At 72.2% G+C, this 22,041-nt stretch carries 18 protein-coding genes and 4 pseudogenes; 1 reads left to right on the top strand and 21 read right to left on the bottom strand.

Going from position 1 to position 22,041, the window contains the following annotated elements; genetic code table 11:
- Positions 1–59: 59 nt before the first annotated feature.
- Positions 60–1,022, bottom strand: coding sequence for a DUF2332 domain-containing protein (locus ACNKF0_RS13885; RefSeq protein WP_416952998.1), 963 nt, complete (start codon positions 1,020–1,022; stop codon positions 60–62).
- Positions 1,023–1,197: 175 nt separating this feature from the next.
- Here ACNKF0_RS13885 and ACNKF0_RS13890 point away from each other — a divergent pair, with 175 nt between their 5' ends.
- The gene (locus ACNKF0_RS13890; RefSeq protein ID WP_416953000.1) at positions 1,198–2,334 is read left to right on the top strand and encodes a ThuA domain-containing protein; all 1,137 of its coding nucleotides are present in this window, start codon (positions 1,198–1,200) and stop codon (positions 2,332–2,334) included.
- Between the two features lie 91 nt (positions 2,335–2,425).
- Here ACNKF0_RS13890 and ACNKF0_RS13895 read toward each other — a convergent pair whose 3' ends face one another.
- The 20 genes and pseudogenes from ACNKF0_RS13895 to ACNKF0_RS13990 all read right to left on the bottom strand — a co-directional run bounded on the left by ACNKF0_RS13895 (position 2,426) and on the right by ACNKF0_RS13990 (position 21,939).
- Positions 2,426–3,124 (bottom strand): GNAT family N-acetyltransferase, encoded by a 699-nt coding sequence (locus ACNKF0_RS13895; protein ID WP_416953002.1) that lies wholly within the window; start codon positions 3,122–3,124, stop codon positions 2,426–2,428.
- Complete coding sequence (locus ACNKF0_RS13900) at positions 3,114–3,980, bottom strand: RluA family pseudouridine synthase (protein ID WP_416958522.1); 867 nt, start codon at positions 3,978–3,980, stop codon at positions 3,114–3,116. Before ACNKF0_RS13900 ends, ACNKF0_RS13895 begins: the two co-directional genes overlap by 11 nt.
- 68 nt (positions 3,981–4,048) lie before the next feature.
- On the bottom strand, positions 4,049–4,609 hold the full coding sequence (gene lspA / locus ACNKF0_RS13905; RefSeq protein WP_416953004.1) for a signal peptidase II: 561 nt from the start codon (positions 4,607–4,609) through the stop codon (positions 4,049–4,051).
- The gene (locus ACNKF0_RS13910; protein WP_416958525.1) at positions 4,582–5,043 is read right to left on the bottom strand and encodes a TraR/DksA family transcriptional regulator; all 462 of its coding nucleotides are present in this window, start codon (positions 5,041–5,043) and stop codon (positions 4,582–4,584) included. Before ACNKF0_RS13910 ends, lspA begins: the two co-directional genes overlap by 28 nt.
- A 635-nt stretch (positions 5,044–5,678) precedes the next feature.
- On the bottom strand, positions 5,679–6,125 hold the full coding sequence (locus ACNKF0_RS13915; RefSeq protein ID WP_416953006.1) for a hypothetical protein: 447 nt from the start codon (positions 6,123–6,125) through the stop codon (positions 5,679–5,681).
- Between the two features lie 214 nt (positions 6,126–6,339).
- Positions 6,340–6,432, bottom strand: a pseudogene (locus tag ACNKF0_RS13920) (DivIVA domain-containing protein); the annotation flags it as partial.
- A 45-nt stretch (positions 6,433–6,477) separates the two neighbouring features.
- Positions 6,478–6,828 (bottom strand): YggT family protein, encoded by a 351-nt coding sequence (locus ACNKF0_RS13925; RefSeq protein WP_416958527.1) that lies wholly within the window; start codon positions 6,826–6,828, stop codon positions 6,478–6,480.
- Positions 6,829–6,846: 18 nt separating this feature from the next.
- A pseudogene (locus ACNKF0_RS13930) lies at positions 6,847–7,329 on the bottom strand (cell division protein SepF); the annotation flags it as partial.
- A 151-nt stretch (positions 7,330–7,480) separates the two neighbouring features.
- Positions 7,481–8,089 (bottom strand): alanine racemase, encoded by a 609-nt coding sequence (locus ACNKF0_RS13935; RefSeq protein ID WP_416953008.1) that lies wholly within the window; start codon positions 8,087–8,089, stop codon positions 7,481–7,483.
- A complete protein-coding gene (locus ACNKF0_RS13940; protein WP_416953010.1) occupies positions 8,086–8,778 on the bottom strand; it encodes a laccase domain-containing protein in 693 nt (230 codons plus the stop codon). Before ACNKF0_RS13940 ends, ACNKF0_RS13935 begins: the two co-directional genes overlap by 4 nt.
- Positions 8,775–10,049, bottom strand: a pseudogene (gene ftsZ, locus ACNKF0_RS13945) (cell division protein FtsZ). The gene ACNKF0_RS13940 and the pseudogene ftsZ overlap by 4 nt, the downstream one beginning before the upstream one ends.
- A gap of 233 nt (positions 10,050–10,282) precedes the next feature.
- Positions 10,283–11,398: pseudogene (locus ACNKF0_RS13950) on the bottom strand (ISL3 family transposase); the annotation flags it as partial.
- 312 nt (positions 11,399–11,710) lie between these two features.
- The gene (locus ACNKF0_RS13955) at positions 11,711–12,580 is read right to left on the bottom strand and encodes a cell division protein FtsQ/DivIB (RefSeq protein WP_416953012.1); all 870 of its coding nucleotides are present in this window, start codon (positions 12,578–12,580) and stop codon (positions 11,711–11,713) included.
- The gene (murC, locus tag ACNKF0_RS13960) at positions 12,581–13,993 is read right to left on the bottom strand and encodes a UDP-N-acetylmuramate--L-alanine ligase (protein ID WP_416953014.1); all 1,413 of its coding nucleotides are present in this window, start codon (positions 13,991–13,993) and stop codon (positions 12,581–12,583) included. It abuts the gene before it with no gap.
- Positions 13,990–15,069, bottom strand: a complete 1,080-nt coding sequence (gene murG, locus ACNKF0_RS13965; RefSeq protein WP_416953016.1) for an undecaprenyldiphospho-muramoylpentapeptide beta-N-acetylglucosaminyltransferase — start codon at positions 15,067–15,069, stop codon at positions 13,990–13,992. Before murG ends, murC begins: the two co-directional genes overlap by 4 nt.
- A gap of 11 nt (positions 15,070–15,080) precedes the next feature.
- Entirely contained in the window at positions 15,081–16,403 is a 1,323-nt protein-coding gene (ftsW, locus tag ACNKF0_RS13970) for a putative lipid II flippase FtsW (RefSeq protein ID WP_416953018.1), read from the bottom strand.
- 29 nt (positions 16,404–16,432) lie between these two features.
- A complete protein-coding gene (gene murD / locus ACNKF0_RS13975) occupies positions 16,433–17,977 on the bottom strand; it encodes a UDP-N-acetylmuramoyl-L-alanine--D-glutamate ligase (RefSeq protein WP_416953020.1) in 1,545 nt (514 codons plus the stop codon).
- Complete coding sequence (gene mraY, locus ACNKF0_RS13980; protein WP_416953022.1) at positions 17,970–19,082, bottom strand: phospho-N-acetylmuramoyl-pentapeptide-transferase; 1,113 nt, start codon at positions 19,080–19,082, stop codon at positions 17,970–17,972. Before mraY ends, murD begins: the two co-directional genes overlap by 8 nt.
- A complete protein-coding gene (locus ACNKF0_RS13985; protein WP_416953024.1) occupies positions 19,079–20,479 on the bottom strand; it encodes a UDP-N-acetylmuramoyl-tripeptide--D-alanyl-D-alanine ligase in 1,401 nt (466 codons plus the stop codon). The genes mraY and ACNKF0_RS13985 overlap by 4 nt, the downstream gene beginning before the upstream one ends.
- Positions 20,476–21,939, bottom strand: coding sequence for a UDP-N-acetylmuramoyl-L-alanyl-D-glutamate--2,6-diaminopimelate ligase (locus ACNKF0_RS13990; protein ID WP_416958529.1), 1,464 nt, complete (start codon positions 21,937–21,939; stop codon positions 20,476–20,478). Before ACNKF0_RS13990 ends, ACNKF0_RS13985 begins: the two co-directional genes overlap by 4 nt.
- Positions 21,940–22,041 lie beyond the last annotated feature (102 nt).

Raw genomic sequence — 22,041 nt, forward strand, 5'->3', positions numbered from 1 at the left:
TGTGCCCGGCCCCACCGACAGGACACCCGGCCCGATCCGCACCGCGGCGGGTGCCGCGCTCACAGCCAGTCGATCGCGTGGCCGTGGCCGTGGCTGAAGGCCACCGGCGTGCCGTCGAGCGCGGTCACGAACCGCCCGGAGGGCACCTCGAGCCCGCCGGTGACGCGGGGCAGGACCCGGCTTCCCTCGTTGCTGATCCACCGGCAGCGGCCCGCGGCCACCAGGCCTGTCATGAGGTCGTGGAAGCGCTCGCGGTCCGGCTCCTCGAGGTAGGCGATCACCGCCGAGTGGAGGACGACCGGCGTGCCGTGGCGGGCCGCCTCGTCGACGAGGCCCTCGACGTGGTCGAGGAGGTCGCCCTCCCGGATCACGGGCGGCTCCCGGCGGGCGACGTCGACGGCGGCGCGCAGGCGCTCACGACGCTCGTCCTGCTCGGGCCACACCAGGTTCGTCAGCCACGCCATCGCGTCGGCGTCCTCGACCTCGAGGGGGTTGAGGTCCACGCCGCCGCGCCACGCGACCGTCGGGTGGGCGCCGGGCACGGGCAGGCTCCCGCTGGCGCGCGCACCCAGCACGGGTCCGCCGCTCCCCCGCAGCCCGCCGAGGGGCGCCCACGCGTAGTCGTAGCGGTCGGGGAACAGGCAGAGCCCGGCGCTCGCGCCGACCTCGACCAGTGCCAGGGGGCCCTCGACGAGGCCGAGCACCGGGACGAGCGTGGCGAGGCGGCCCACCTCGTTGGTCTGGGTCGCCCGCTCCATGACGGTCGCCCGCACGGCCGGCTCCTGGTCGAGCAGCACCGCGCGCAGGGCGTCGTACGGCGCCGGGGCGGGTGCGCCGTGCCAGCGGGCGGCGGCGAAGACCAGGTTGGGCTGGCGCTTGATCGGCGGGAGGGTCGACAGCCTCGCCAGGACCTCGGCGTCACCGGCGACGCCGAGCGCCCACTCCTCGAAGCACGGAGAGTCGCCCCCGGCATAGGTCGCGAAGTCGCGGTACTCGGTCACCACGTCGTCGTAGAGCAGCACCCGGCCATCATCCTCCGCCCTCTCCTCGGACTCGTCCCGGCCCGCGCGACCACGACCGGTCGTGACGGGGGGCCCGTTGACTGGGTGACGTGGGTCACATAGCGTTCCCCTTGTTGCATTTGTTTGGGTTCCATACAAACAAACTCCCCCCACCCTCCCGAGAAGAGGACGATCCATGAGGAAACCGCTCAGCCTGATCACCACCGGCCTGGCCGCCGGCGCCCTGCTCCTGACCGGAGCCACCTACGCGTCCGCCGGAGCCGAGTCCGACGCGGCCACCAGCGCGGCCGCGGCCGCGGAGCCCTACAAGGTGCTCATCGTTGGCAAGACGCTCGGCTTCCGCCACTCCCACATCGACGAGACGACCAACGCCGTCATCGACATGGGCGAGGAGCACGGCTTCACCGTCGACGTCTGGGACCCCCCGCTGCCGCCCCGCTCCCCCGGCCAGCCCGACCTGACCATGGCGACGACGCCCTTCACCTCGGCCGAGGACCTCAGCCAGTACGCCACGATCATCTTCGCGTCGAACGTCGACGGCACCAACAACCAGGACCCCGCTCGCCCCCGGACCCTCGACGACGCCGAGCTGGCCGCTTTCCAGGGCTACATCCGAGGCGGCGGCGGGTTCGTGGGCCTGCACGCCGCGACGGACGCCATGCACGCCGTGCCGTGGTACAGCGAGCTCACCGGCGGCAGCGCGCGCTTCGCCGGCCACCCCGCGCAGCAGACGGCCACCATGGTCGTCGAGAGCCCCAACCACCCCTCCACGACGATGCTGCCGAAGGAGTGGATTCGCTTCGACGAGTGGTACAACTTCACCGCCAACCCGCGTGAGGACGTGCACGTCCTGCTGACCCTCGACGAGAGCACCTACAACCCGGGCCGCGGCGCGATGGGCGAGGACCACCCGATCGCGTGGTGCCACAACTTCGAGGGCGGCCGCTCCTGGTACGAGGGCGCCGGCCACGTCGACGAGTCCTACGACGACCCGACCTTCCTGGCGCACCTGCTCGGTGGCATCGAGTGGACCGCCGGCGTCGTGGAGGGTGGCGGCAACTGCGTGACCTTCCCCGAGGTCGAGCAGATCACCGCCGACCTCAGCGAGGGCGGCAACCGCAACGCCAAGCTCGGCGCCGACGTGGCCGAGGCCCTGGCCGCGGCCGAGGCCGCTGCCGACGAGGGTGACCACGCCGCTGCCGCGCACATCCTCAAGAAGGCCAAGGGCAAGGCGCACGGGCTCCAGGACGAGACCCTCGTCGACAAGCTCGCCGACCTCGTCGATTGGCAGGGAGGCCTGGTCGGCTACTGACCGACCCCGCCGGCACACACCCCACGGTGACGACCGGCCGTGCCCTCCGGGGCGCGGCCGGTCGTCGCACGTCGGGGCGGGCGCCGCCGGATCAGCGGGAGGCGTCGAGGGACTCGGCGATGATGGCGTCGACGATGCGCGCCACCCGCTGCGTGCCGAGCTCGGGCACCACGGCGGCGACGCGCTCGACGATCTCCGCCTCGCGCACGGCGTCGCGCTCGGTGGACGGCTTGACCGACTGCACGGTCCGGGTCAGTGCCGTACGTCGCGCCAGCACGTCGCCGAGCTCCAGGTCGGTCTCGTCGATCAGGCCGCGCAGGAAGGCGAGCGGGTCGGCTCCGGGCCACGCCACCCTGATGTCGGGCGCGTGCTCCTCGTTGGCCGAGCCGTCGGTGCGTTCGAGCTCGAGGCACCCGCGGCGGCGGTAGAACGCCCGGGCCGGCGTGTTGGACTCGAAGACCCACAGGCAGAAGCCGCCGGGGCGGGTGGAGGCGACGAGGTCGAACAGCGCGGTCCCGACACCATGGCCCTGGTGGTCGGGGTGGACGTAGAGGTCGTCGAGCCACGTCGCGGTCCAGCGCGCGTAGCCGGCCGGCTCGCCGCCGCGCTCGGCCACCCAGACGTCGTACGCCGTCAGGTCCCAGCCGGCGACCCATGCCCGTGCCTCGTCGTCGGGGTGCACCGGCGACGGGAACGCCACGCCTGCCCCGCGGCGAGCCGCGAGGTGCAGCTCGGCGACGACCGGGAGGTCGTCGACGGAGGCCGGGCGGAGGACCAGGTCAGTGCTCATCGCGAATCACGTCGAGCGCGTGCGCGAGGTCGTCGGGGTAGGTCGACTCGTAGGTCACGTAGTCGCCTGTCTCCGGGTGCTCGAAGCCCAGGCGCATGGCGTGCAGCCACTGCCGCTCGAGCCCCAGCCGCTTGGCCAGCGTGGGGTCGGCGCCGTAGGTGAGGTCGCCCACGCAGGGGTGCTTGAGCGCGCTCATGTGCACCCGGATCTGGTGGGTGCGCCCGGTCTCCAGGTGCACCTCGAGCAGGCTGGCGAACCGGTGCGCCTCGAGCGTCTCGTAGTGGGTGATGCTGTGGCGGCCGTCGGCCATCACCGCGAACTTGTAGTCGTGGTGCGGGTGGCGACCGATCGGGGCGTCGACCGTGCCCGAGAGCGGGTCGGGATGTCCCTGGACCAGCGCATGGTAGGTCTTGTCGACCGTGCGGTGCCGGAACGCGTTCTTCAGCACGGAGTAGGCGTGCTCGGACTTGCAGATGACCATCACACCGCTGGTGCCCACGTCGAGGCGCTGCACGATGCCCTGCCGCTCGCTCGCGCCGCTGGTGGAGATGCGGTAGCCCGCCCCGGCGAGGTGACCGGCCACCGTGGGACCCGTCCACCCGGGCGAGGGGTGCACGGCGACGCCCACCGGCTTGTCGATGACCACGATGGCGTCGTCGTCGTGGATGATCCGGATGCCCTCGACGATCTCCGGCTTCACCTCGAGCGGGTCGCGCTCGGCCGGGATCGTCACGTCGAGCATCGCGCCCGCGTCGACCCGGTCGCTCTTGCCGACGGCGGCGCCGTCGACGTGCACCAGCCCCTGGGCGATGAGGTCGGCCGCACGGGTGCGGGAGAACCCGAACATCCGTGCCATCGCGGCGTCGACCCGCTCGCCGGCGAGGCCGTCGGGGACGAGGACCGTGCGTTGGTCTGAGTGGGTGGTCACGCCGCCTCGCGCTCGGAGTCGCGGGTGCCGTCGAGGGCGATGCCCCGGAAGGTCTGCAGGATGATCAGGCCCGCCGCGAGGTTGATGCAGATGTCGGCGATGTTGAAGACCGGCCAGTTGGGCAGCATGAGGAAGTCGACGACGTGCCCGTGGAAGGGCTCCGGCTCGCGCACGATCCGGTCGGTGAGGTTGCCGGCCACGCCGCCGAGCAGCAGCCCGAGGGCCAGCGCCCAGCCGATGCTGGCGATCCGTCGGCTCAACCACAGCACGACCGCGACCGCGACCATGGCCAGGCAGGTGAAGACGATGGTGAAGTCGGTGCCGGTGCTGAAGGCGGCTCCGGGGTTGAACGTCAGGTGGAGCGTGAACCAGTCACCGAGGACGGCGATGTCGCCGTCGACCAGCTCCGACAGCGCCCACTGCTTGCTGGCGAGGTCGAGGCCGTAGGCCACGAGGGCCACCGCCGCGAAGACGATCCGTGCGTCGACGCGGGGTCGAGCCGGGACGGGATCGGCCTGGTCGCTGGGATTCAGCGACGCTCCTCGCGCTGCTTGCATGACATGCACAGTGTGGCATGCGGCACCGCCATCAACCGATTCTTCCCCACCGGGTTGCCACAGGAGTCGCAGACGCCGTAGGAGCCGTCGTCGATGTGGGCCAGCGCCCGCTCGATCTGCACCAGCGTGTCCCGCTCACGGGCGAGGACGGTCAGCTCGTGGTCGCGCTCGAAGCTCGTCGCACCCACGTCGGCCTGGTCGTGACCGGCGCCGTCGCCCGCGTCGCGCATGAGGCCGGCGAGCTCCTGCTCCGACTCCCCCACGATGGCCGTGAGTCGGTCCCGGTGCTCCTTGAGCTCCTTGACGACCTCGTTGAGCTCGCTCCTGGTCCACGGGTCCTCGCCGTCGAGCACCACCAGCGTGGAGGGGGTGGCCTTGCGTACTTTCTTCGCCGGCGCTGCCTTCTTGGCAGGCGTCGGAGCGGCCTTCGTCACGGGTGCAGCCTTCTTCGTCGAGGTGGAGGTGGTGGGCGCGGCCTTCGTGGCCGTCTTCGTCGTGGTCGTCTTCTTCGTGGTTGCCTTCGCGGCGGGCGACTTCTTGGCCGGCGCCTTCTTCGCGGGAGCCTTCTCGGCCGGCGCCTTGTTGGCCGGCGCCTTCTTCGCGGGAGCCTTCTTCGCGGGAGCCGACGTCGCGGCGGCCTTCTTCGCAGGTCTCTTCTTCGCCGCAGTCCTGGAGGGCGGGGCCTTCTTCGCCGGGGCCTTCTTGGCCGGGGCCTTCTTGGCCGGGGCCTTCTTGGCCGGGGCCTTCTTGGCCGGGGCCTTCTTGGCCGGGGCCTTCTTGGCGGGGGCCTTCTTCGTCGCCGTCTTGCCGGCAGCGGCGTCGTCCGGGCTCGCGGCGCTCTTGCGACCGATCACCCGCTTGGCAGCTGCGGCCGCGGTGCCGGCCAGGGACTTGCGCGTGGTGCCAGCCATCTCCGAGGGCCTCCAGCATCCTCCAGGTGTGGCGGGAACCACACGGTGGCAGGGAGGCTAGCCGGTGCACCCTGACGAACCAACCGCGGCTCGCCGAAATGCGAGAACGACCACCCCGAGGGGCGGTCGTTCTCGTTGCTGGGCGTCGGTCGCCGCGGTCAGTTCTCGTCGTCGCCGAGGACCGAGCGCAGACGCTTCGGCGCGTTGCCGCTGTCGACCGGAGCCTGCGTCTCGCTGCCGTTGGCCAGGGCCTCGAGCTGCTGCGTGAAGTAGGTCTTCAGGCGGGAGCGGTACTCGCGCTCGAACTGGCGGAGGGTCTCGACGTCGCTGTTGAGCTTGTCGCGCTCCTTCTCCAGGTCGCCGAACATCTGCTGGCGGCGCTCGGCGGTCTCGGAGTCGAGCATCTGCGAGCGCTGGCGGGCGTCGGCCTCCATGCGGTCGGCCTTCGTCTTGGCCTCGGACTCGACCCGCTCGGCCTTGGTGCGCGCGGCGCCGACGATGCGGTCGGCCTCGTTCTTCGCGTCCTCGACGAGCTCGTCGGCGTTGCGCGTCGCGATCTCGAGCAGGCGCGCGGCGGCGTTGGACGCCTCCGGCACGGTCTGCACGCGGACCGTCTCGACAGGAGCGGCCGCCACGGGCGCCGGGGCGGCCCGCTGGGGCTCGGGCTCCGGCTCGGGCTCCGGCTCGGCAGCGGCCGGGGCGAACGACGTGGTCGCCGGGGCGGACGTCGACGGGCCGCCGGACTGCGCGGCCGACAGCCTTGGACCGGAGGTCGTCGTTCTCCTTGGTCAGCCGGGCGAGCTCGGCCTCGACCTCGTCGAGGAACTGGTCCACCTCGCCCATGTCGTAGCCCTCACGGAGACGGACAGGCGTAAAGCGCTTGTTGCTCACGTCCTCAGGCGTCAGCGGCATGACCTCACCCAAACTTTCACTCTTCGATGCACGGTGGCTCTGCTGTCAGAAGACAATAGCGCCCGGGACGCCACCGGGCACAGTGACCCGTGTGACGGATGGTTCTAGAGGCCGAAGATGGTCGCGACCACGTTGAGCAGCAGCCATGCTCCCACCATCACCAGCAGGAAGGCTCAGGTCCAGGGCGACCTGTCCGATGCGGAGCGGCGGGACGACACGACGCAGGGCCACGATCGGCGGGTCGGTGGCGGAGTACGCCTTCGAGGGCCACGAGCAGCGGGCCCTTGGGCTCCCCACCGGCGCGAACACCTGCACCCAGTCCACGATGAACCGGATCCAGAGCAAGCCGATGAAGATGAACAGGATGTACCAGAGGATCGAACCGAAGATCACCACGACTGAATTATGGATCAGGCTCTGGTTGAAGAAGCCGTCCTCGGCGATCCGCTCCTTGTCCTCGGCCGAGACCGCGACGTTGGGCGGCGAGAGCAGGAAGACCTTGTTGGTCACCCGCTCGATGGTCCCGCGCGTGGCGAAGATCAGCCCGGCGGCGAAGTCGACGAGACGCTTCGCGTCGTTGTCGTCCATCTCGCTGAGGTTCATGATCACGGGCGTGCCGTCTCGGTAGTTCTCACCGACGAGACGGGCCTCGTTGTAGTTGCGGGGGTGGAGGGTGGTGATGCGGCTCAACTCGGCCACGACTCCTGTCTGGACCGAGGCCGGACGACGGCGCTCGGCGAGGTCGGACACAGGGGCAGGGCGACGCTCGCGCACGACCGGGCGCTGGTCGACAGCGTCGTGGGTCGTGGTCTCGGTGTCGCCGTCGTAGTCGTCGTAGTGGCCGGTGTCCTCGAGCAGGCCGAGGTACTCGCCGATCTTGCGCATCGCGCCGCTCATGAGACTTTTCCTCCGCTAGACCTGGCACCCGGGACCGGGCACCTGTTTGACTGTTGTGGACATTACTGGACCGTGGGCCTCTCACCGAGGACCGCGGAGCCGACACGCACGTGTGTCGCGCCGTGGTGGATCGCCGCCTCGAGGTCGCCGCTCATCCCCGCCGACAACGCGGTCGCCCGCGGGTGGTCGCGCACGAAGGTCTCACGGACCTCGGCGAGCCTGGCGAAGGCCGCGTCGGCGTCCTCCCCAGCGGCGCGACGGCCATGAGGCCGCGCAACCGGAGGGTGCCGGCCCCCTCGACGCGTCGAGCCAGGTCGGCGAGGTCGGCGGGCGCCGCGCCGGACCGGTTGTCGGCGCTCGGCGGGTCGAGGCTGACCTGGAGCAGCACGTCGACGTCGCGACCCGTGAGTGTGCGCCGCGTGCGAGCGGGGCGACCAGCCCTGGCCCGGTCGACCGACTCCACGACGTCGGCGTAGGAAGCGACGGCCGCGGCCTTGTTGGACTGGAGGCCGCCGATGAAGTGCCAGCGCAGGCCGAGGTCGGCGCACTCGGCGGCCTTCGCCTCGGCCTCCTGGTGGCGGTTCTCCCCACGTCGGTGACCCCCAGGCTCGGCGAGCAGCCGGACGTCGGAGGCCGGGAAGAACTTGGTGACCACCACGAGCGACACGTCGTCGTCGGGGCGCCCGGCCTCGGCGCACGCGGCGGCGATGCGGCGGCGTACGACGTCGAGGTTCGCAGCGACCTCGTCACCGCGGCTCACGACTCTCCTCCAGACCACGCCGGCGAAGCGCAGGGCGGCGTCGCCGTCGCGGCGGTAGGACGGCCAGCGGTCGTCCTCGCGTGCAGGCGTCGACCGCGCGTACGTCGTCGACGCCCTCCGCCTCGAGCCTGGGCGCGCACCCCTGCCCCGAGGTCGAGGGCGGGCGTGCCCCACGACGTCGTGGACCTCGACGCAGGCACGAGCGAGGCGACCTCCTCCTGCATCTGCTGCGGCACCTCGTAGCACCGGCCGCAGATGTGCGGCCCGATCCAGGCGGTGAGCCGGGTGGCGTCGAGCTCGCGCAGACGCTTGACGGCCTGCGGAACGACCCCGAGCGCGAGGCCGCGCCGGCCAGCGCACACGGCCGCCACTGCACCCTCGGGGGATGCGAGGAGCAGCGGCACGCAGTCGGCCGCCCGCGCCATCAGGGCCACGTCGCCGCGCGTGGTGGCCAGCGCGTCCACGTCGAGGACAGGGTGGTCGGCGACGTCGTCGTCGCCGACGACGTGCAGGTCGGCACCGTGCACCTGGTGCATCACCCAAGGCGTCCTGCCGGTCGCCGCGGCGACGTCGGCCAGCACGGTGGACCGCGCCCGGCTCACGTCGGCGACGATCGGCAGGGGCTCGGTGAAGCCCACGGCCACGGCGCCGTGCGCCGTGGCCAGGGTGTCGCGGTGCAGGAACCTCACTTCAGGAAGTCAGGGACGTCGAGGTCGTCGTCGTCGAACTGCACCTGACGGGCCGGCCTCGACGGGGCAGGCTGCTGGGGCTGCTGCGACTGCTGGCCCTGCTGGCCTCCGTGCTGGCCCTGCTGCGAGGGCGCCGACTGCGAGCGGTCGTCGCGCGCCGACGGGGCGAACGTCGCCTGCGACGGGCTGGCGGACGCCGGCTCGCTGCGCGCCGGGGCCTGCGGGGTCGAGGAGATCTGCTGCGCCGCCGCGCGGGTCTGCTCCTGGGTCTGCGCCGGCTGGCCCTGGCGCAGCACGTTGCCGTCGGAGCGACGCTTGGGCATGCCGCCGTCGAAGCCGGCTGCGATGACGGTGACGCGCACCTCGTCGCCGAGGGCGTCGTCGATCGTCGCGCCGAAGATGATGTTGGCCTCGGCGTGCGCGGCCTGCGAGACGAGCGCCGCGGCCTCGTTGATCTCGAACAGGCCGAGGTCGGAGCCGCCGGCGATGGAGAGCAGCACGCCGTGCGCACCCTCGATGCTGGCCTCGAGGAGGGGGCTCGAGACAGCCATCTCCGCAGCCGCGACGGCACGGTCCTCGCCGCGGGCCGAGCCGATGCCCATCAGGGCGGAGCCGGCGTTGGCCATCACGGACTTCACGTCGGCGAAGTCGAGGTTGATCAGGCCGGGGGTGGTGATCAGGTCGGTGATGCCCGAGACACCCTGCAGCAGCACCTGGTCGGCCTGCTTGAAGGCGTCGAGGATCGACACGTTGCGGTCGGTGATCGACAGCAGCCGGTCGTTGGGGATCACGATGAGGGTGTCGACCTCCTCGCGGAGCCTGGCTGATGCCCTCCTCCGCGGAGTTGGCGCGACGACGACCCTCGAAGGCGAACGGGCGCGTCACCACGCCGATCGTCAGGGCACCCAGCGAACGGGCGATGCGGGCCACGACCGGCGCGCCGCCGGTGCCGGTGCCGCCACCCTCGCCGGCGGTCACGAAGACCATGTCGGCGCCCTTGATGACCTCCTCGATCTCGTCGGCGTGGTCCTCGGCGGCCTTGGCGCCCACGTCGGGGTTGGCGCCGGCTCCGAGGCCGCGGGTGAGGCTCACGTCCGATGTCGAGCCTTGACGTCGGCGTCGCTCATCAGGAGTGCCTGGGCATCGGTGTTGATGGCGATGAACTCGACGCCCTTGAGGCCGACCTCGATCATGCGGTTGACGGCGTTGACGCCGCCGCCGCCGATGCCGACGACCTTGATGATCGCCAGGTAGTTCTGTGCTGCTGCCACGGCTCCGGGGCCTTCCTCGAGTGGGTCTGTGAAGTCTGGGGGTGAAGTCTGGATGGACGAGGTTCCTGCACCCTCCGCGGCCCGCGGAACTCTAACCGTGAGCCTGAGGGTTATAGTTATGTCAACCTCGCCTTTCGCAAGACATTAGGCACCGAGCACCGCGATTCCCCGGCGGACACGCCCGCGCGTCCCAGGTCGGCAAAGAAATTCGGCTCTTCTGACTGATCCGTGGGTCATCGGCCGGGCAGCAGCGGTCGGTGTCCGCCTAGGTTGAGCATCGCGAGGCCGATGAGGGCGTCGGGTGAGCGGAATCCGAAGGCCACCCTGGTGATGAGCCGGATCTTGGTGTTGACCGATTCGATGAGGCCGTTGGATAGGCCGTGGTCGATGGCGGCGAGGATCTCGGCGCGGTGCTTGGTGATGCGCTGCTGGAGCCTTGACGAACGATGCGATCCGGCAGCGCCGTGCCCACGCGACCCATCGGTCCAGCGCCTCGGCGGCCTCGTCTGCTGGGAGCCTTGAAGACGGTACGCAGGCCTTCTTTGAGCAGATAGGCGCGGTAGAGCCGAGGATCAGTCTTGGCGATCCACGCAAGCCTTCGTCTGCTGCTTGTCGGTGAGGTTCTCGGGGTTCTTCCACAGTGCGTAGCGGGCGTGCTTGAGAGCGCGAGCGTGTCCGGTTGCGACCGTAACCGCCCGGCCGTTCTGCCAACCGGCGGGGCGGGTGTGGCCCGCGCGTCTGGCCTGGTTCCAGGCGTCTCGTCGCACGGCGTCGAGGGCATCGGTGGCCCAGCCGACGACGTGGAAGGGGTCGGCGCACCGGACCGCGGCTGGGCAGCGTCGCCGCACAACGTCCGCGATCCAGTCCGCGCCGTCGGCTGTGACATGGGTGATCTGGGCGCACCTGCCTTCGCCGGAGGCTTCCAGTGCGTCGAAGAACTCCTCGAGGGTGGCGCGGTCGCGTCCGGCCTTGGCCCACACCAGCCGGCCGGTGTCGTGGTCGACCACGACGGTCAGGTACTTGTGGTTGCGTTTGTAGGAGATCTCATCGATGCCGATGCGGCGCAGTCCGGCGAAGGCGTCGATCCCTTCGGCGGTGTCGGCCCAGACCCGGGCGATGATCGATCCCACGGTCCGCCACGCGATCCGCATCAACTGGGTGATCGCGGACTTCGAGCACTGGGTGGCCAGCCAGGCGACCTGCTGGTCAAGGCTGAACGTGTGACCGGCCGCGTGACGCGCCCAGGGCACATGCCGCACCGTCGGCCCGTGGACCGGGCAGTTGACCCTTGGCGCGTCGGCCTCGAGGAAGACCTCGACTGTTCCGAGATCCAGGCTTCGCCACCGTCGGCGTCCTTCTCCGTGGTCGTACCAGGCGGCTCTGGTGCCGCATCGTCCGCAGCGGCCCCGAGCAGGCTCGCCGTGGTCGCACGTGCGCGATCACGATGTCCTCGACCTCGCTGAACTCGATTGCCTCGATGACGGTGTTCTCGACGCCCAAGAGGGCGCGCCATAGGCTGGCGTTTCGCACGCCGTTCTCCGTTCCGTGGTTCCTGACTCTCGACAAGCCAGAAACCTAGAGCGGGAACGGCGTGCGGCCATTCAGACGCGATCAACCACCCACGGAAGCATCAGATGAGCCAGAATTCTCGCCCCGCGGCGTCAGGGGGTGGTGCGATAGGTCGGGTTCCCCGGGACGCTGACGTCGTAGTAGGGGGCCCGTTGCGCGGCCAGCAGCTTGTCGACCACCTGGGCCTTGAGCTCCGACTCCTCCGCACTCCCCCACAGCACCTGGCGCTGGTCGCGCAGGACGAGGGTGATCTGGTCGACGGTGGCCACCTCGACGTGGTCGACCCGCGTCACGAGGTCCTCCGGCAACGCGCTGACCACGGTGGCCGCCTCGCGCAGCGCGTCGGTGCCGGCGTTGGCCCCGGGGCGTACGCGCGGCATCTGCCGAGGGACGGTCTTGTAGTCGCGGAACACGACGCCGTCGGCGTCGAGGCCGCGGAGCCTGCCGGCGAGCTCCACCACGGCCACCGCAGTCCGCTCGACCACGGAGATCCGTACGGCGTCGGGCCAGGTGCGGGTGACGTCGACGGACTCCACCTCGGCGAGCGAGCCGACGCGGGCATCGGCCCGGCCGAGGTCGACGAGTGCGAGCTGGTCGCCCACCGGGACGTCGGCGACCTCGCGGATCCGGCCGTCGCTCAGCAGGCTGTTGCCGACCACCTCGACGCGCTTGACCTGCAACCTGGTCGAGAAGAAGACCAGGTGGACCGACGTGGCCAGCAGCGCCAGGAGAAGCAGCGCGGCCACGACGTAGCGCAGGGACAGCCAGCGGCGGGCCCACTGCCGCCGCGCGAAGCGGCGGCGCGTCCGGCGCTCCGACCGGTTCCGGCGGGCGTCCTGCTTGCTGCTCCCCACGCCCGATCCGGTGTCATCCCGCGGGGTGCCCGCGCCGGGCTCGTCGGTGCCGGCGCTGGTGGTCCCACCTGCGTCGCGCGCGCCCCGCTCCGGCGCCTCGCGGTCCACTCAGCCACCTCCGAGCAGGTCGAGCACCCGCGGCCCGACGCCCGTGATGTCGCCCGCGCCGAGGGTGATGACCAGGTCGCCCGGTCGCGCGCGCTCGGCGAGCGCCTGCGCGGCTGCACCCAGGCCGTCGACGTAGGTGACGTGCTGGACGGGCAGCGGAACGGCGTCGGCGACGAGCAGCCCGGTGACGTCGGGATCGGGGTCCTCGCGGGCGACGTAGACGTCGAGCACGACGACCTCGTCGGCCGCGCCGAGCTCGCGTCCCATCGCCTCGCCGAAGATCCGCGTGCGCGAGACCAGGTGGGGCTGGAAGGCGGCGACGACGCGGCCCTCGCCGGCGAGTGCGCGGGCGGCCTCGAGGTCACCGCGGATCTCGACGGGGTGGTGGGCGTAGGAGTCGTAGACGCGCACGCCGCCCACCTCGCCCTTGAGCTCCATCCGGCGACCCGTGCCGGTGAAGTCGCCCAGGCCCTCGGCCAGGGCGTCGAACGGCAGGTCGAGGCGCAGGCCCATGGCCAGCGCGGCCACGGCGTCGAGGACGTAGTGGCGACCCGGGATGCGCAGGCGCAGCTCGCCGAGGACGTCGCCGCCGCGGGTGACCCGGCACGAGGAGGTGGAGCCGTCGAGCGTGAGGTCCCGGACGCGCAGGTCGGCCTCGGGCGACTCCCCCACCGTGACGACGTCGAGGCCGCGCTCGCGGGCCAGCCCGGCGAGCCGCGCGGCACCCGGGTCGTCGACCACGCAGACGAGGAAGCCGTCGCGGTCGAGGGTGTCGGCGAAGTCCTCGAAGGCGCGGTGGTAGGCCTCCTCGGTGCCCCAGTTGTCGAGGTGGTCGGCCTCGACGTTGGTGACGATCGCGGCGTGGGGCCGGTAGTGGAGGAAGGCCCCGTCGCTCTCGTCGGCCTCGGCGACGAACAGGTCGTCGGCCCCTGCGTCGGCGTTGCGACCGGTCGCGGTCAGCACGCCACCGACGGCGTACGACGGATCGACCCCGGCCGCGAGCAACGCGGAGGTGAGCAACCCCGTGGTCGTCGTCTTGCCGTGGGTGCCGGCGACGGCGAGGACGCGCGTCCCGGCCATCACCGCGGCGAGCCCGGCCGAGCGCGGCAGGATCCGCAGGCCGCGGCGTCGGGCTTCGAGCACCTCGGGGTTGTCCTCGCGCGCGGCGGTCGTCACGACCAGCGTGTCGGCGTCGCCGACGTGGGCGGCGTCGTAGCCGAGGTGGCACACCACGCCGAGCTCGCGCAGCGCGGGCAGGAACGGGGTGTCGTGGTCGTCGCTGCCGGTGACGGTGATGCCGCGCTGCGCCAGGATGCGGGCGATGGCGGAGATGCCGGCACCGCCGATGCCGACGCAGTGCACCCGGCCGAGCTCCTTGGCGGGGAGCACCTCGTCGGGGACCGGGATCCTCACGCGCGTGCACCTCCGGCGTCGAGGATCATGCGGGCGAGCTTCTCGTCGGCGTCGAGCGGGATCACACCGGTGGCGGCGGCCCCCATGGCGGTGAGGCGCGCCGTGTCGTTGACCAGTCCGGGGATGCTGGCCGCGACCCACTCCGGGGTCAGGGCGGCGTCGGACACGAGCAGCCCGCCACCGGCGTCGACGACCGGACGCGCGTTGAGCGCCTGCTCGCCGTTGCCGATCGGCAGCGGGACGTAGACGGCCGGCAGGCCGACGCCGGAGACCTCGGTGACGGTGTTGCTGCCCGCGCGGCAGAGCACGGCGTCGGCGGCGGCGTAGGCGAGGTCCATCCGGTCGACGTAGTTGAGCACGACGTAGGGCACCTCCCCCCACGCGACGCTGAGCTCGTGCTTGGGTCCGACGACGTGCAGCACCTGCACGCCTGCGGCGGCGAGGGCGGGCGCCGCCCCGGAGACAGCCGCGTTGATGCGCGCAGCGCCCTGCGAGCCGCCCGTGACCATGAGGGTCGGGAGGTCGGCGCGCAGCCCGAAGGCAGCCAGGGCCTCGGCCCGCAGCGCGCCCCGGTCCATCGTCGAGATGAGCCGGCGGATCGGCAGGCCGGTGCACACGGCACGCGGCAGGTCGGTGCCGGGGAAGCTGGTGGCGACGTGCCTGGTCATGCGGGCGCCGAGCTTGTTGGCGATGCCGGGGATCGCGTTGCCCTCGTGCACCACGATGGGCAGGCCGCGCTTGCGGGCGGCGAGGTAGGCGGGCACCGAGACGTAGCCGCCGAAGCCGACGACGACGTCGGGACGCACCCGGTCGACCACCTCCAGGGCAGCGGCGCGCGCGGCGCGCAGGCGGGTCGGCGTACGCAGCAGGTCGGGGCCGGGCCGGCGCGGGAGCGGGACGCGAGGCACCACCTCGAGCGGGAGGCCGGCCTCGGGGACGAGGCGGGCCTCGAGCCCCTCACGGGTGCCGAGGCAGGTGACCTCGGTCGTCGGGTCGAGCCGGCGCAGGGCGTCGGCAGTGGCGAGCAGGGGCGAGGTGTGGCCGGCAGAGCCGCCGCCGGCGAGGAGAACGCGCATCAGGGGCAAATCTAGCGAGCGGGACCCGCGGACAGACCGGCGGAGCGGTTGCGTCGGCGCGCCGCCAGCGCGGCGGCTGCCTCGGGCTCGCGGCGCGCGAAGCCGATCACCAGGCCGAGGGCCACAAGGGAGGGCAGCAGCGCCGACCCGCCGTAGGACACGATCGGGAGCGGGATGCCGATGACCGGCAGGACGGCGAGCACCATGCCGACGTTGATCATCATCTGGCCGAGCAGCCAGACCACGATGCCGAAGGTGGCGTAGCGGACGAACGGGTCCTCGGTGCTGAGCGCGACGCGGACCGCGGCGTAGGCGATGGTGAAGAACAGCCCGATGACGAGCAGCGTGCCGACGAGGCCGAGCTCCTCGCCCAGCACCGCGAAGATGAAGTCGGTGTGCGCCTCGGGCAGGTCGCCCCACTTCTGGGTGGAGGCGCCGATGCCCTGGCCGAACCAGCCACCGCTCGACAGGGCGTAGAGACCGTGGGCCGGCTGCCAGCCCGCGTCGGTGTAGTCCTTGAACGGGTCGGTGAAGTGGGTGATGCGCTCGAGCCGCTCCGGGTCGGTGGCGGCGAGGGCGACGGCCGCGACGCCGAGCACCGAGAGGCTGAGCCCGAAGAGCCTCAGGGGCGCCCCGACCACCCACAGCATGCCGAGCAGGATGGCCGCCAGCACCATCGCGGTGCCGAGGTCGCGGCCGACCAGGACGAGGGCGATGACGGCGAAGAGCCCGGGCACGACCGGCACCAGCAGGTGGTGCAGCTCGCGCAGCCGCCGCTCCTTGTGGGCGTAGATGTTGGCGGCCCACAGCACGATCGCGAGCTTCGCGATCTCGGCGGGCTGGATGTTGACCGGACCGAGGGCGAGCCAGTTCTTGTTGCCGTTGACCAGCACGCCGAACTGGGCGACCAGGCCGAGCAGCACGAGGGCCACCAGGAAGCCCGGGTAGGCGAGCCTGCGGACGTGCCGCACCGGGATCCGGGACGCGACCCACGCCGCAGGCAGCCCGAGCGCGACCCACAGCAGCTGCCGCTTCACCACGGCGTAGGAGTCGTCGTAGGTGAGGTAGGAGCGCACGCTGGACGCGCTGAGCACCATGATCAGGCCGATGGTGAGCAGCAGGGCCGACGAGCCGAGCAGCAGGTAGTAGGACGCGAGCGGCTTGTCGAGCGCCTCGCGGACCGAGCGCAGCCCCGCGACGAGCCCCGACCCGAGCGGTGGACGCCGGACCCCGGCCGTCCCGCCGCCCTGGTCGGGCTGGTCGGGCTGGTCGGGCTGCGGGGCCGGCGACGGGCCGACGTCCAGCCCCACTCCTCCGGGGTTCGCGGTGGTCATCGTCGCGGCTCCCCTCGGGTCGGTGGCTGCTAGTCGCTGTCGGGCTGGTCTGGCTGGCGGGGCTGGTCGGTGCGGGCGATGTGCGCCTGGACGGCGGCCGCGAACGCGTCGCCGCGGGCGCCGTAGTTGGCGAACATGTCCATGGAGGCGCACCCCGGCGCGAGCAACACCGTGTCACCGGACCTGGCGAGCCCGGCGGCCGCGTCGACCACGCGCTCCATCGGATCCCCAGTCTCGTCGGCGCCCACATCGATGACCGGCACATCGGGCGCGTGTCGCGAAAGTGCGTCGGCGACGACCTGCCGGTCGCGTCCGAGCAGCACGACACCGCGCAGCCGGCCGCGCACGGCGGCGACGAGGTCGTCGAACCGGGCGCCCTTGGCGAGACCGCCCGCGATCCACACGACGTCGTCGTACGCGGACAGCGAGGACTGGGCGGCGTGGGGGTTGGTGGCCTTCGAGTCGTCGATCCACGTGACGCCGGCGGCCTCGGCGACGTGGGCGATGCGGTGGCCGTCGGGACGGAAGGCGCGCAGGCCGTCACGCACGGCCTGCTGGCTGACGCCGTGGGCACGGGCCAGCGCGGCCGCGGCCAAGGCGTTGGCCACGAAGTGGGGTGCGGGCGACGCGAGGTCGCCCAGCGTGCACAGCTCGGCGGCGCTCGTCGCCCGGTCCTCGATGAACGCGCGGTCCACGAGGAGGTCCTCGACGATGCCGAGATCGCCCGGGGCCGGCGTGCGGAGGGTGAAGCCGACGGCCCGCGCGCCCTCGACGACGTCGGCCTCGCGGACCATGTCCTCGGTGGCGGGGTCGGCGAGGTTGTAGACGCAGGCGCGCTGGACGCCGTCGTAGACGCGGGCCTTGTCGGCGGCGTAGACCTCCATGCCGGTCCGGGCGCCCGGGTCCACGCCTGCGCCCGGCTCGTCGTCGTACCAGTCGAGGTGGTCCTCGGCGATGTTGAGCACCACGGCCGACTCCGCGGCCATCGACCGCGTGTAGTGGAGCTGGAAGCTGGAGAGCTCGACGGCCATCACGTCGTAGGGCTCGGGGTCCATCACCGCCTCGACGATCGGCAGTCCGACGTTGCCGACCGCGACGGCGCGGAGCCCGGCGGCGGTGAGGATGGACTGGAGCATCTGCACCGTCGTGGTCTTGCCGTTGGTGCCGGTGACGGCGAGCCACGGCGCGGGGGCGTCGGGGTCGCGCAGCCGCCACGCCAGCTCGACCTCGCCCCACACGGGGATGCCGCGCTCGACGGCCTGGGCGAGGAGCGGCGCGGTGGGCTTCCACCCGGGTGAGGTGACCACGAGGTCGACGTCGTCGGGCAGCACGGCGGTCGCGCCCGGCTCGAGCCGGACGGTGGCGCCCAGCGTCTCGAGGAGCTGCGCCTTCTCGGCCTTCTCCTCGCTGGTCGACTCGTCGAGCGCCGTCACCTGCGCGCCGAGGAAGAGCAGGTTGTCGGCGGCCGCGAAGCCGGAGACGCCGAACCCGGCGACGACGACGCGTACGCCGGACCAGTCGCTGGTGCGGCCGAGCTGCTCGACGTCGGGCGGGGTGCGCGGGGTGCTATCCAATGCCGGCGACCCACTCGGCGTAGAAGATGCCGAGGCCCGTGGCGACGGCGAGGCCGGTCACGATCCAGAAGCGGATCACGATCGTCACCTGCTCCCAGCCGAGCATCTCGAAGTGGTGGTGCAGGGGCGTCATCCGGAAGACGCGGTGCCCGGGCTGGATCTTGAAGACCGACCGCACCAGTCCGCTCGCGCGGCTGAGCTTGAAGACGGAGACCTGGATCATCACCGAGAGGGTGATCGCGACGAAGAGGCCGCCGATGATCACCAGCAGCAGCTCGGTGCGTGTCATGATCGCGAAGCCGGCCATGGCCGCGCCCAGCGCGAGTGACCCGGTGTCACCCATCATGATCTGGGCGGGCGAGGCGTTCCACCACAGGAAGCCGAAGCAGGCGCCCGTGATCGCCGCGGCGACGACGGCGAGGTCGAGCGGGTCGCGGACCTCGTAGCACTTGGGACCGGCCTCGAGCGCGCACGACTGGCTGTTCTGCCAGATGTTGACCAGCGTGTAGGCGGCGAAGACCAGGATCGATGCGCCGGCTGCGAGTCCGTCGAGCCCGTCGGCGAGGTTCACCGCGTTGCTGGCGCCGGTGACGATGAGCCAGATCAGCAGGATCGCCAGGCCGGTCGGGAGCGCGAAGCCCTCGTAGTCGCGGATGAAGGACAGGTGGTTGGACGCCGGTCGCCAGCCGCGGTCGTCCTCGAGCGCCGGGGACAGCGCGAGGAACCCGAAGACCAGCCCGACGACGGTCTGGCCGATCATCTTGGCGCGACTGCGCAGGCCGAGGTTGTGCTGTCGGCTGACCTTGAGGAAGTCGTCGAGGAAGCCGACCGCGCCGATGCCCACCAGCAGGAACAGCAGCAGCAGCGCCGAGGCGGTCGGTGCGGTCTGGGTGATCACCTTGGCTGCGAAGTAGCCGATGACCGTGGCGAGGATGATCACCGCCCCGCCCATGGTGGGCGTGCCACGCTTGACGTGGTGGGTGGTCGGTCCGTCGTCGCGGATCGGTTGGCCGAATCCCTGCCGGGTGAAGAACCTGATGGCGTAGCGCGTGCCGAGCAGGGAGATCAGCAGGGAGAGGCCTCCTCCGAACAGGATGGCTCTCATGCGGTGCTTCCTTCCTTGCCGCTCCCGGTGAGGTCGTCGGCGATCAGTTCCAGCGCCGCCCCCCGCGATGCCTTCACCAGGACGACATCAGCAGCCGAGACATTGTGCCGCAGCCAGTCGCCGGCTTCGTCACGCCCCGCCGTGGTCCTGCTCACTCCCCCACCTCCGACGGCGGCGAAGCCGTCCGCGATCCCGGCCGCGTCGTCACCCACGGCCAGCAGCACGTCGACCCCGGCGCGGGCGGCGTAGGCCCCGACCTCCCGGTGGGCCTCGGCCGCACCGTCGCCGAGCTCCAGCATCTGCCCCAGCACGGCGACCGTACGCCGGCCGGTGCGGTCGCCGATGCCCGCGAGCGTCTCCAGCGCGGCGCACATCGACTCGGGGTTGGCGTTGTAGGCGTCGTTGAGCACGACGAGCCCGTCGGGGCGCTCGGACAGCTCCATGCGCCAGCGGCTGGCCGGGACGGCGTCGGCGAGCGAGTCGGCCACGGTGTCGAGGTCGAGCCCGGCAGCGAGGGCCATGGCCGCTGCAGCGGCTGCGTTGCGCCACTGGAAGGCGCCGACCTGGACGAGGTGGACGGTGGCGCCGGAGCCGCGGTGGGCCAGCTCGAAGGACTGGCGGCCCAGCTCGTCGGTGGTGACCTCGCTGACGGCGACGTCAGGGGTGCGGCCGTCCGCGACCGCCCCGAAGGTGACGACCTGCGCCGCGGTGCGCGGGGCCATGGCGGCCACGAGGTCGTCGTCGGCGTTGAGCACGGCGGTGCCGTCGGCGGGGAGCGCCTCGACGATCTCCCCCTTCGCCGCTGCGATCGCCTCGCGGCTGCCGAACTCGCCGATGTGGGCCGTGCCGACGTTGAGCACCGCGGCGACCCGGGGCGGGGCGATGGCGCAGAGCTCGGCGACGTGGCCGACGCCCCGCGCACCCATCTCGACGACCAGGTAGCGCGTGTCGGGCGTCGCCCGCAGCACGGTCAACGGCACGCCGAGCTCGTTGTTGAAGTTGCCGCGCGTGGCGATCGTGGGCCCGGCCTCCGACAGCAGGTGGGCGAGGTAGTCCTTGGTGCCGGTCTTGCCCTGGGACCCGGTCATCGCAAGCACCATGGTGTCGGGCAGCCGGTCCACGACGTGGCGGGCGAGCAGCCCCAGCGCCGCGGTCACGTCGTCGACGACGACGGTGGGCAGGTCGGTGGGTCGGCTGCCCAGCGCCGCGGCCGCACCGGCCGTACCGGCTGCGGCCACCAGGTCGTGGCCGTCGACGCGCTCGCCGGCGATCGCCACGAACAACCCACGCGCCTCCGGCGTACGGGTGTCGACGAACGCGCCTCCAGTGACGACGGCCTCGCCGTGAGCGGTGCCGCCGACGACCTCGGCGATCTCGTCCAGGGTCATCTCGATCATGCGTCGCTCCCGGTCCGGTCGGTGCCGTCGTGACCTGCACCCAGCGCGGCGACCTCCTCCGCGGCGACGACCCGGTCGTCGAAGGGGTGGACCACGTCGCCGACCTCCTGCCCGGACTCGTGGCCCTTGCCGGCGATCAGCACGACGTCGCCGGGTCGCGCACGGCGGAGGGCCTCACGGATCGCGAGCCGGCGGTCGCCGACCTCGACGACCTCCGCCGGACCCTGGGCGCCGGCCAGGACCGCGGCGCGGATCGACGCGGGGTCCTCCGTGCGGGGGTTGTCGTCGGTGACCACCACGACGTCGGCGAGACGTGCGGCGATCTCGCCCATCACCGGACGCTTCACGGTGTCGCGGTCGCCGCCCGCGCCCACCACGACCACGACCTGTCCGTCGGTCAACGGGCGCAGGGTGGCCAGCACGGCCTCGAGCGCGTCGGGCTTGTGGGCGTAGTCGACGACCACGGTGAAGTCCTGCCCGGCGGAGACCTGCTCCAGCCGTCCCGGCACCCCGCCCACCCGGGCGATGCCGTCGGCCACCTGCCGGGCGTCCAGCCCGGCGAGCGCGGCCGAGGCGATCGCGGCCAGCGCGTTCGAGACGTTGAACTCGCCCGGGACGTGGACCTCCGCGCGCAGCTCGACGCCGGGGCCCAGCACGGTGAAGGTCGCGCCACCCGCGGTCAGGTCGACGTCGACCGCCCGCCAGTCGGCGTCGGCGCCGCGCGAGGAGTACGTCGACATCGGGATGCCGGCGACGTCCAGCAGGCGACGGCCGAACTCGTCGTCGACGTTGGTCAGCCCCACCCGCGCCCGCTCCGGGGTGAAGAGACCGGCCTTCGCGGCGAAGTAGTCGTCGAGGTCGGCGTGGAAGTCGAGGTGGTCGCGACCGAGGTTGAGGAAGGTCGCCACGTCGAAGACGACGCCGTCGACCCGGCCGAGCACGAGGGCGTGGCTGGAGACCTCCATCGCACAGGTGTCGACGCCGCGCTCGCGCATCACCGCGAAGAGGCCGTGCAGGTCGGGCGCCTCCGGCGTCGTGAGCTGGGTCTTCACGTCCTCCCCCGCGATCCGGGTGCCAACGGTGCCGATGACGGCCGAAGTGACCCCGGCCTCGGTGAGCCCCTGCTCGAGCACGCGGGTGGTGGTGGTCTTGCCCTGGGTGCCGGTGACGCCGATGACGCGCAGGCCCGTTGCCGGCTCGCCGTAGATCCGGGCCGCGAGGCGGCCGAGGACACGGCGCGGCTCGGGCACCACGACGGCCGGCGTGCCCGCGGGCAGCCGGTCCAGGCCGGCCGGGTCGGTCAGCACGGCGACGGCACCGGCCGCGACGGCCTCAGGTGCGAAGTCCGCACCGTGGGCGCGGGCGCCCGGCAGGGCGGCGTACAGGTCACCGGGCCGGATCCGTGCGGTGCTCAGCGAGATCCCGGAGACGGCGACGCCGAGGTCGCCGTGGACGGTCACGTCGGTCGCGCCCGAGAGCCACTGGGCGAGCTCGGTCGCAGGGGTCGACGGGGCCCGCTGGGGTCGCGTCGCACTCACAGGCTCGTGCACCGACCGAGCGTA

This window comes from Nocardioides sp. T5 (assembly GCF_048161455.1).
Lineage (GTDB): Bacteria > Actinomycetota > Actinomycetes > Propionibacteriales > Nocardioidaceae > Nocardioides.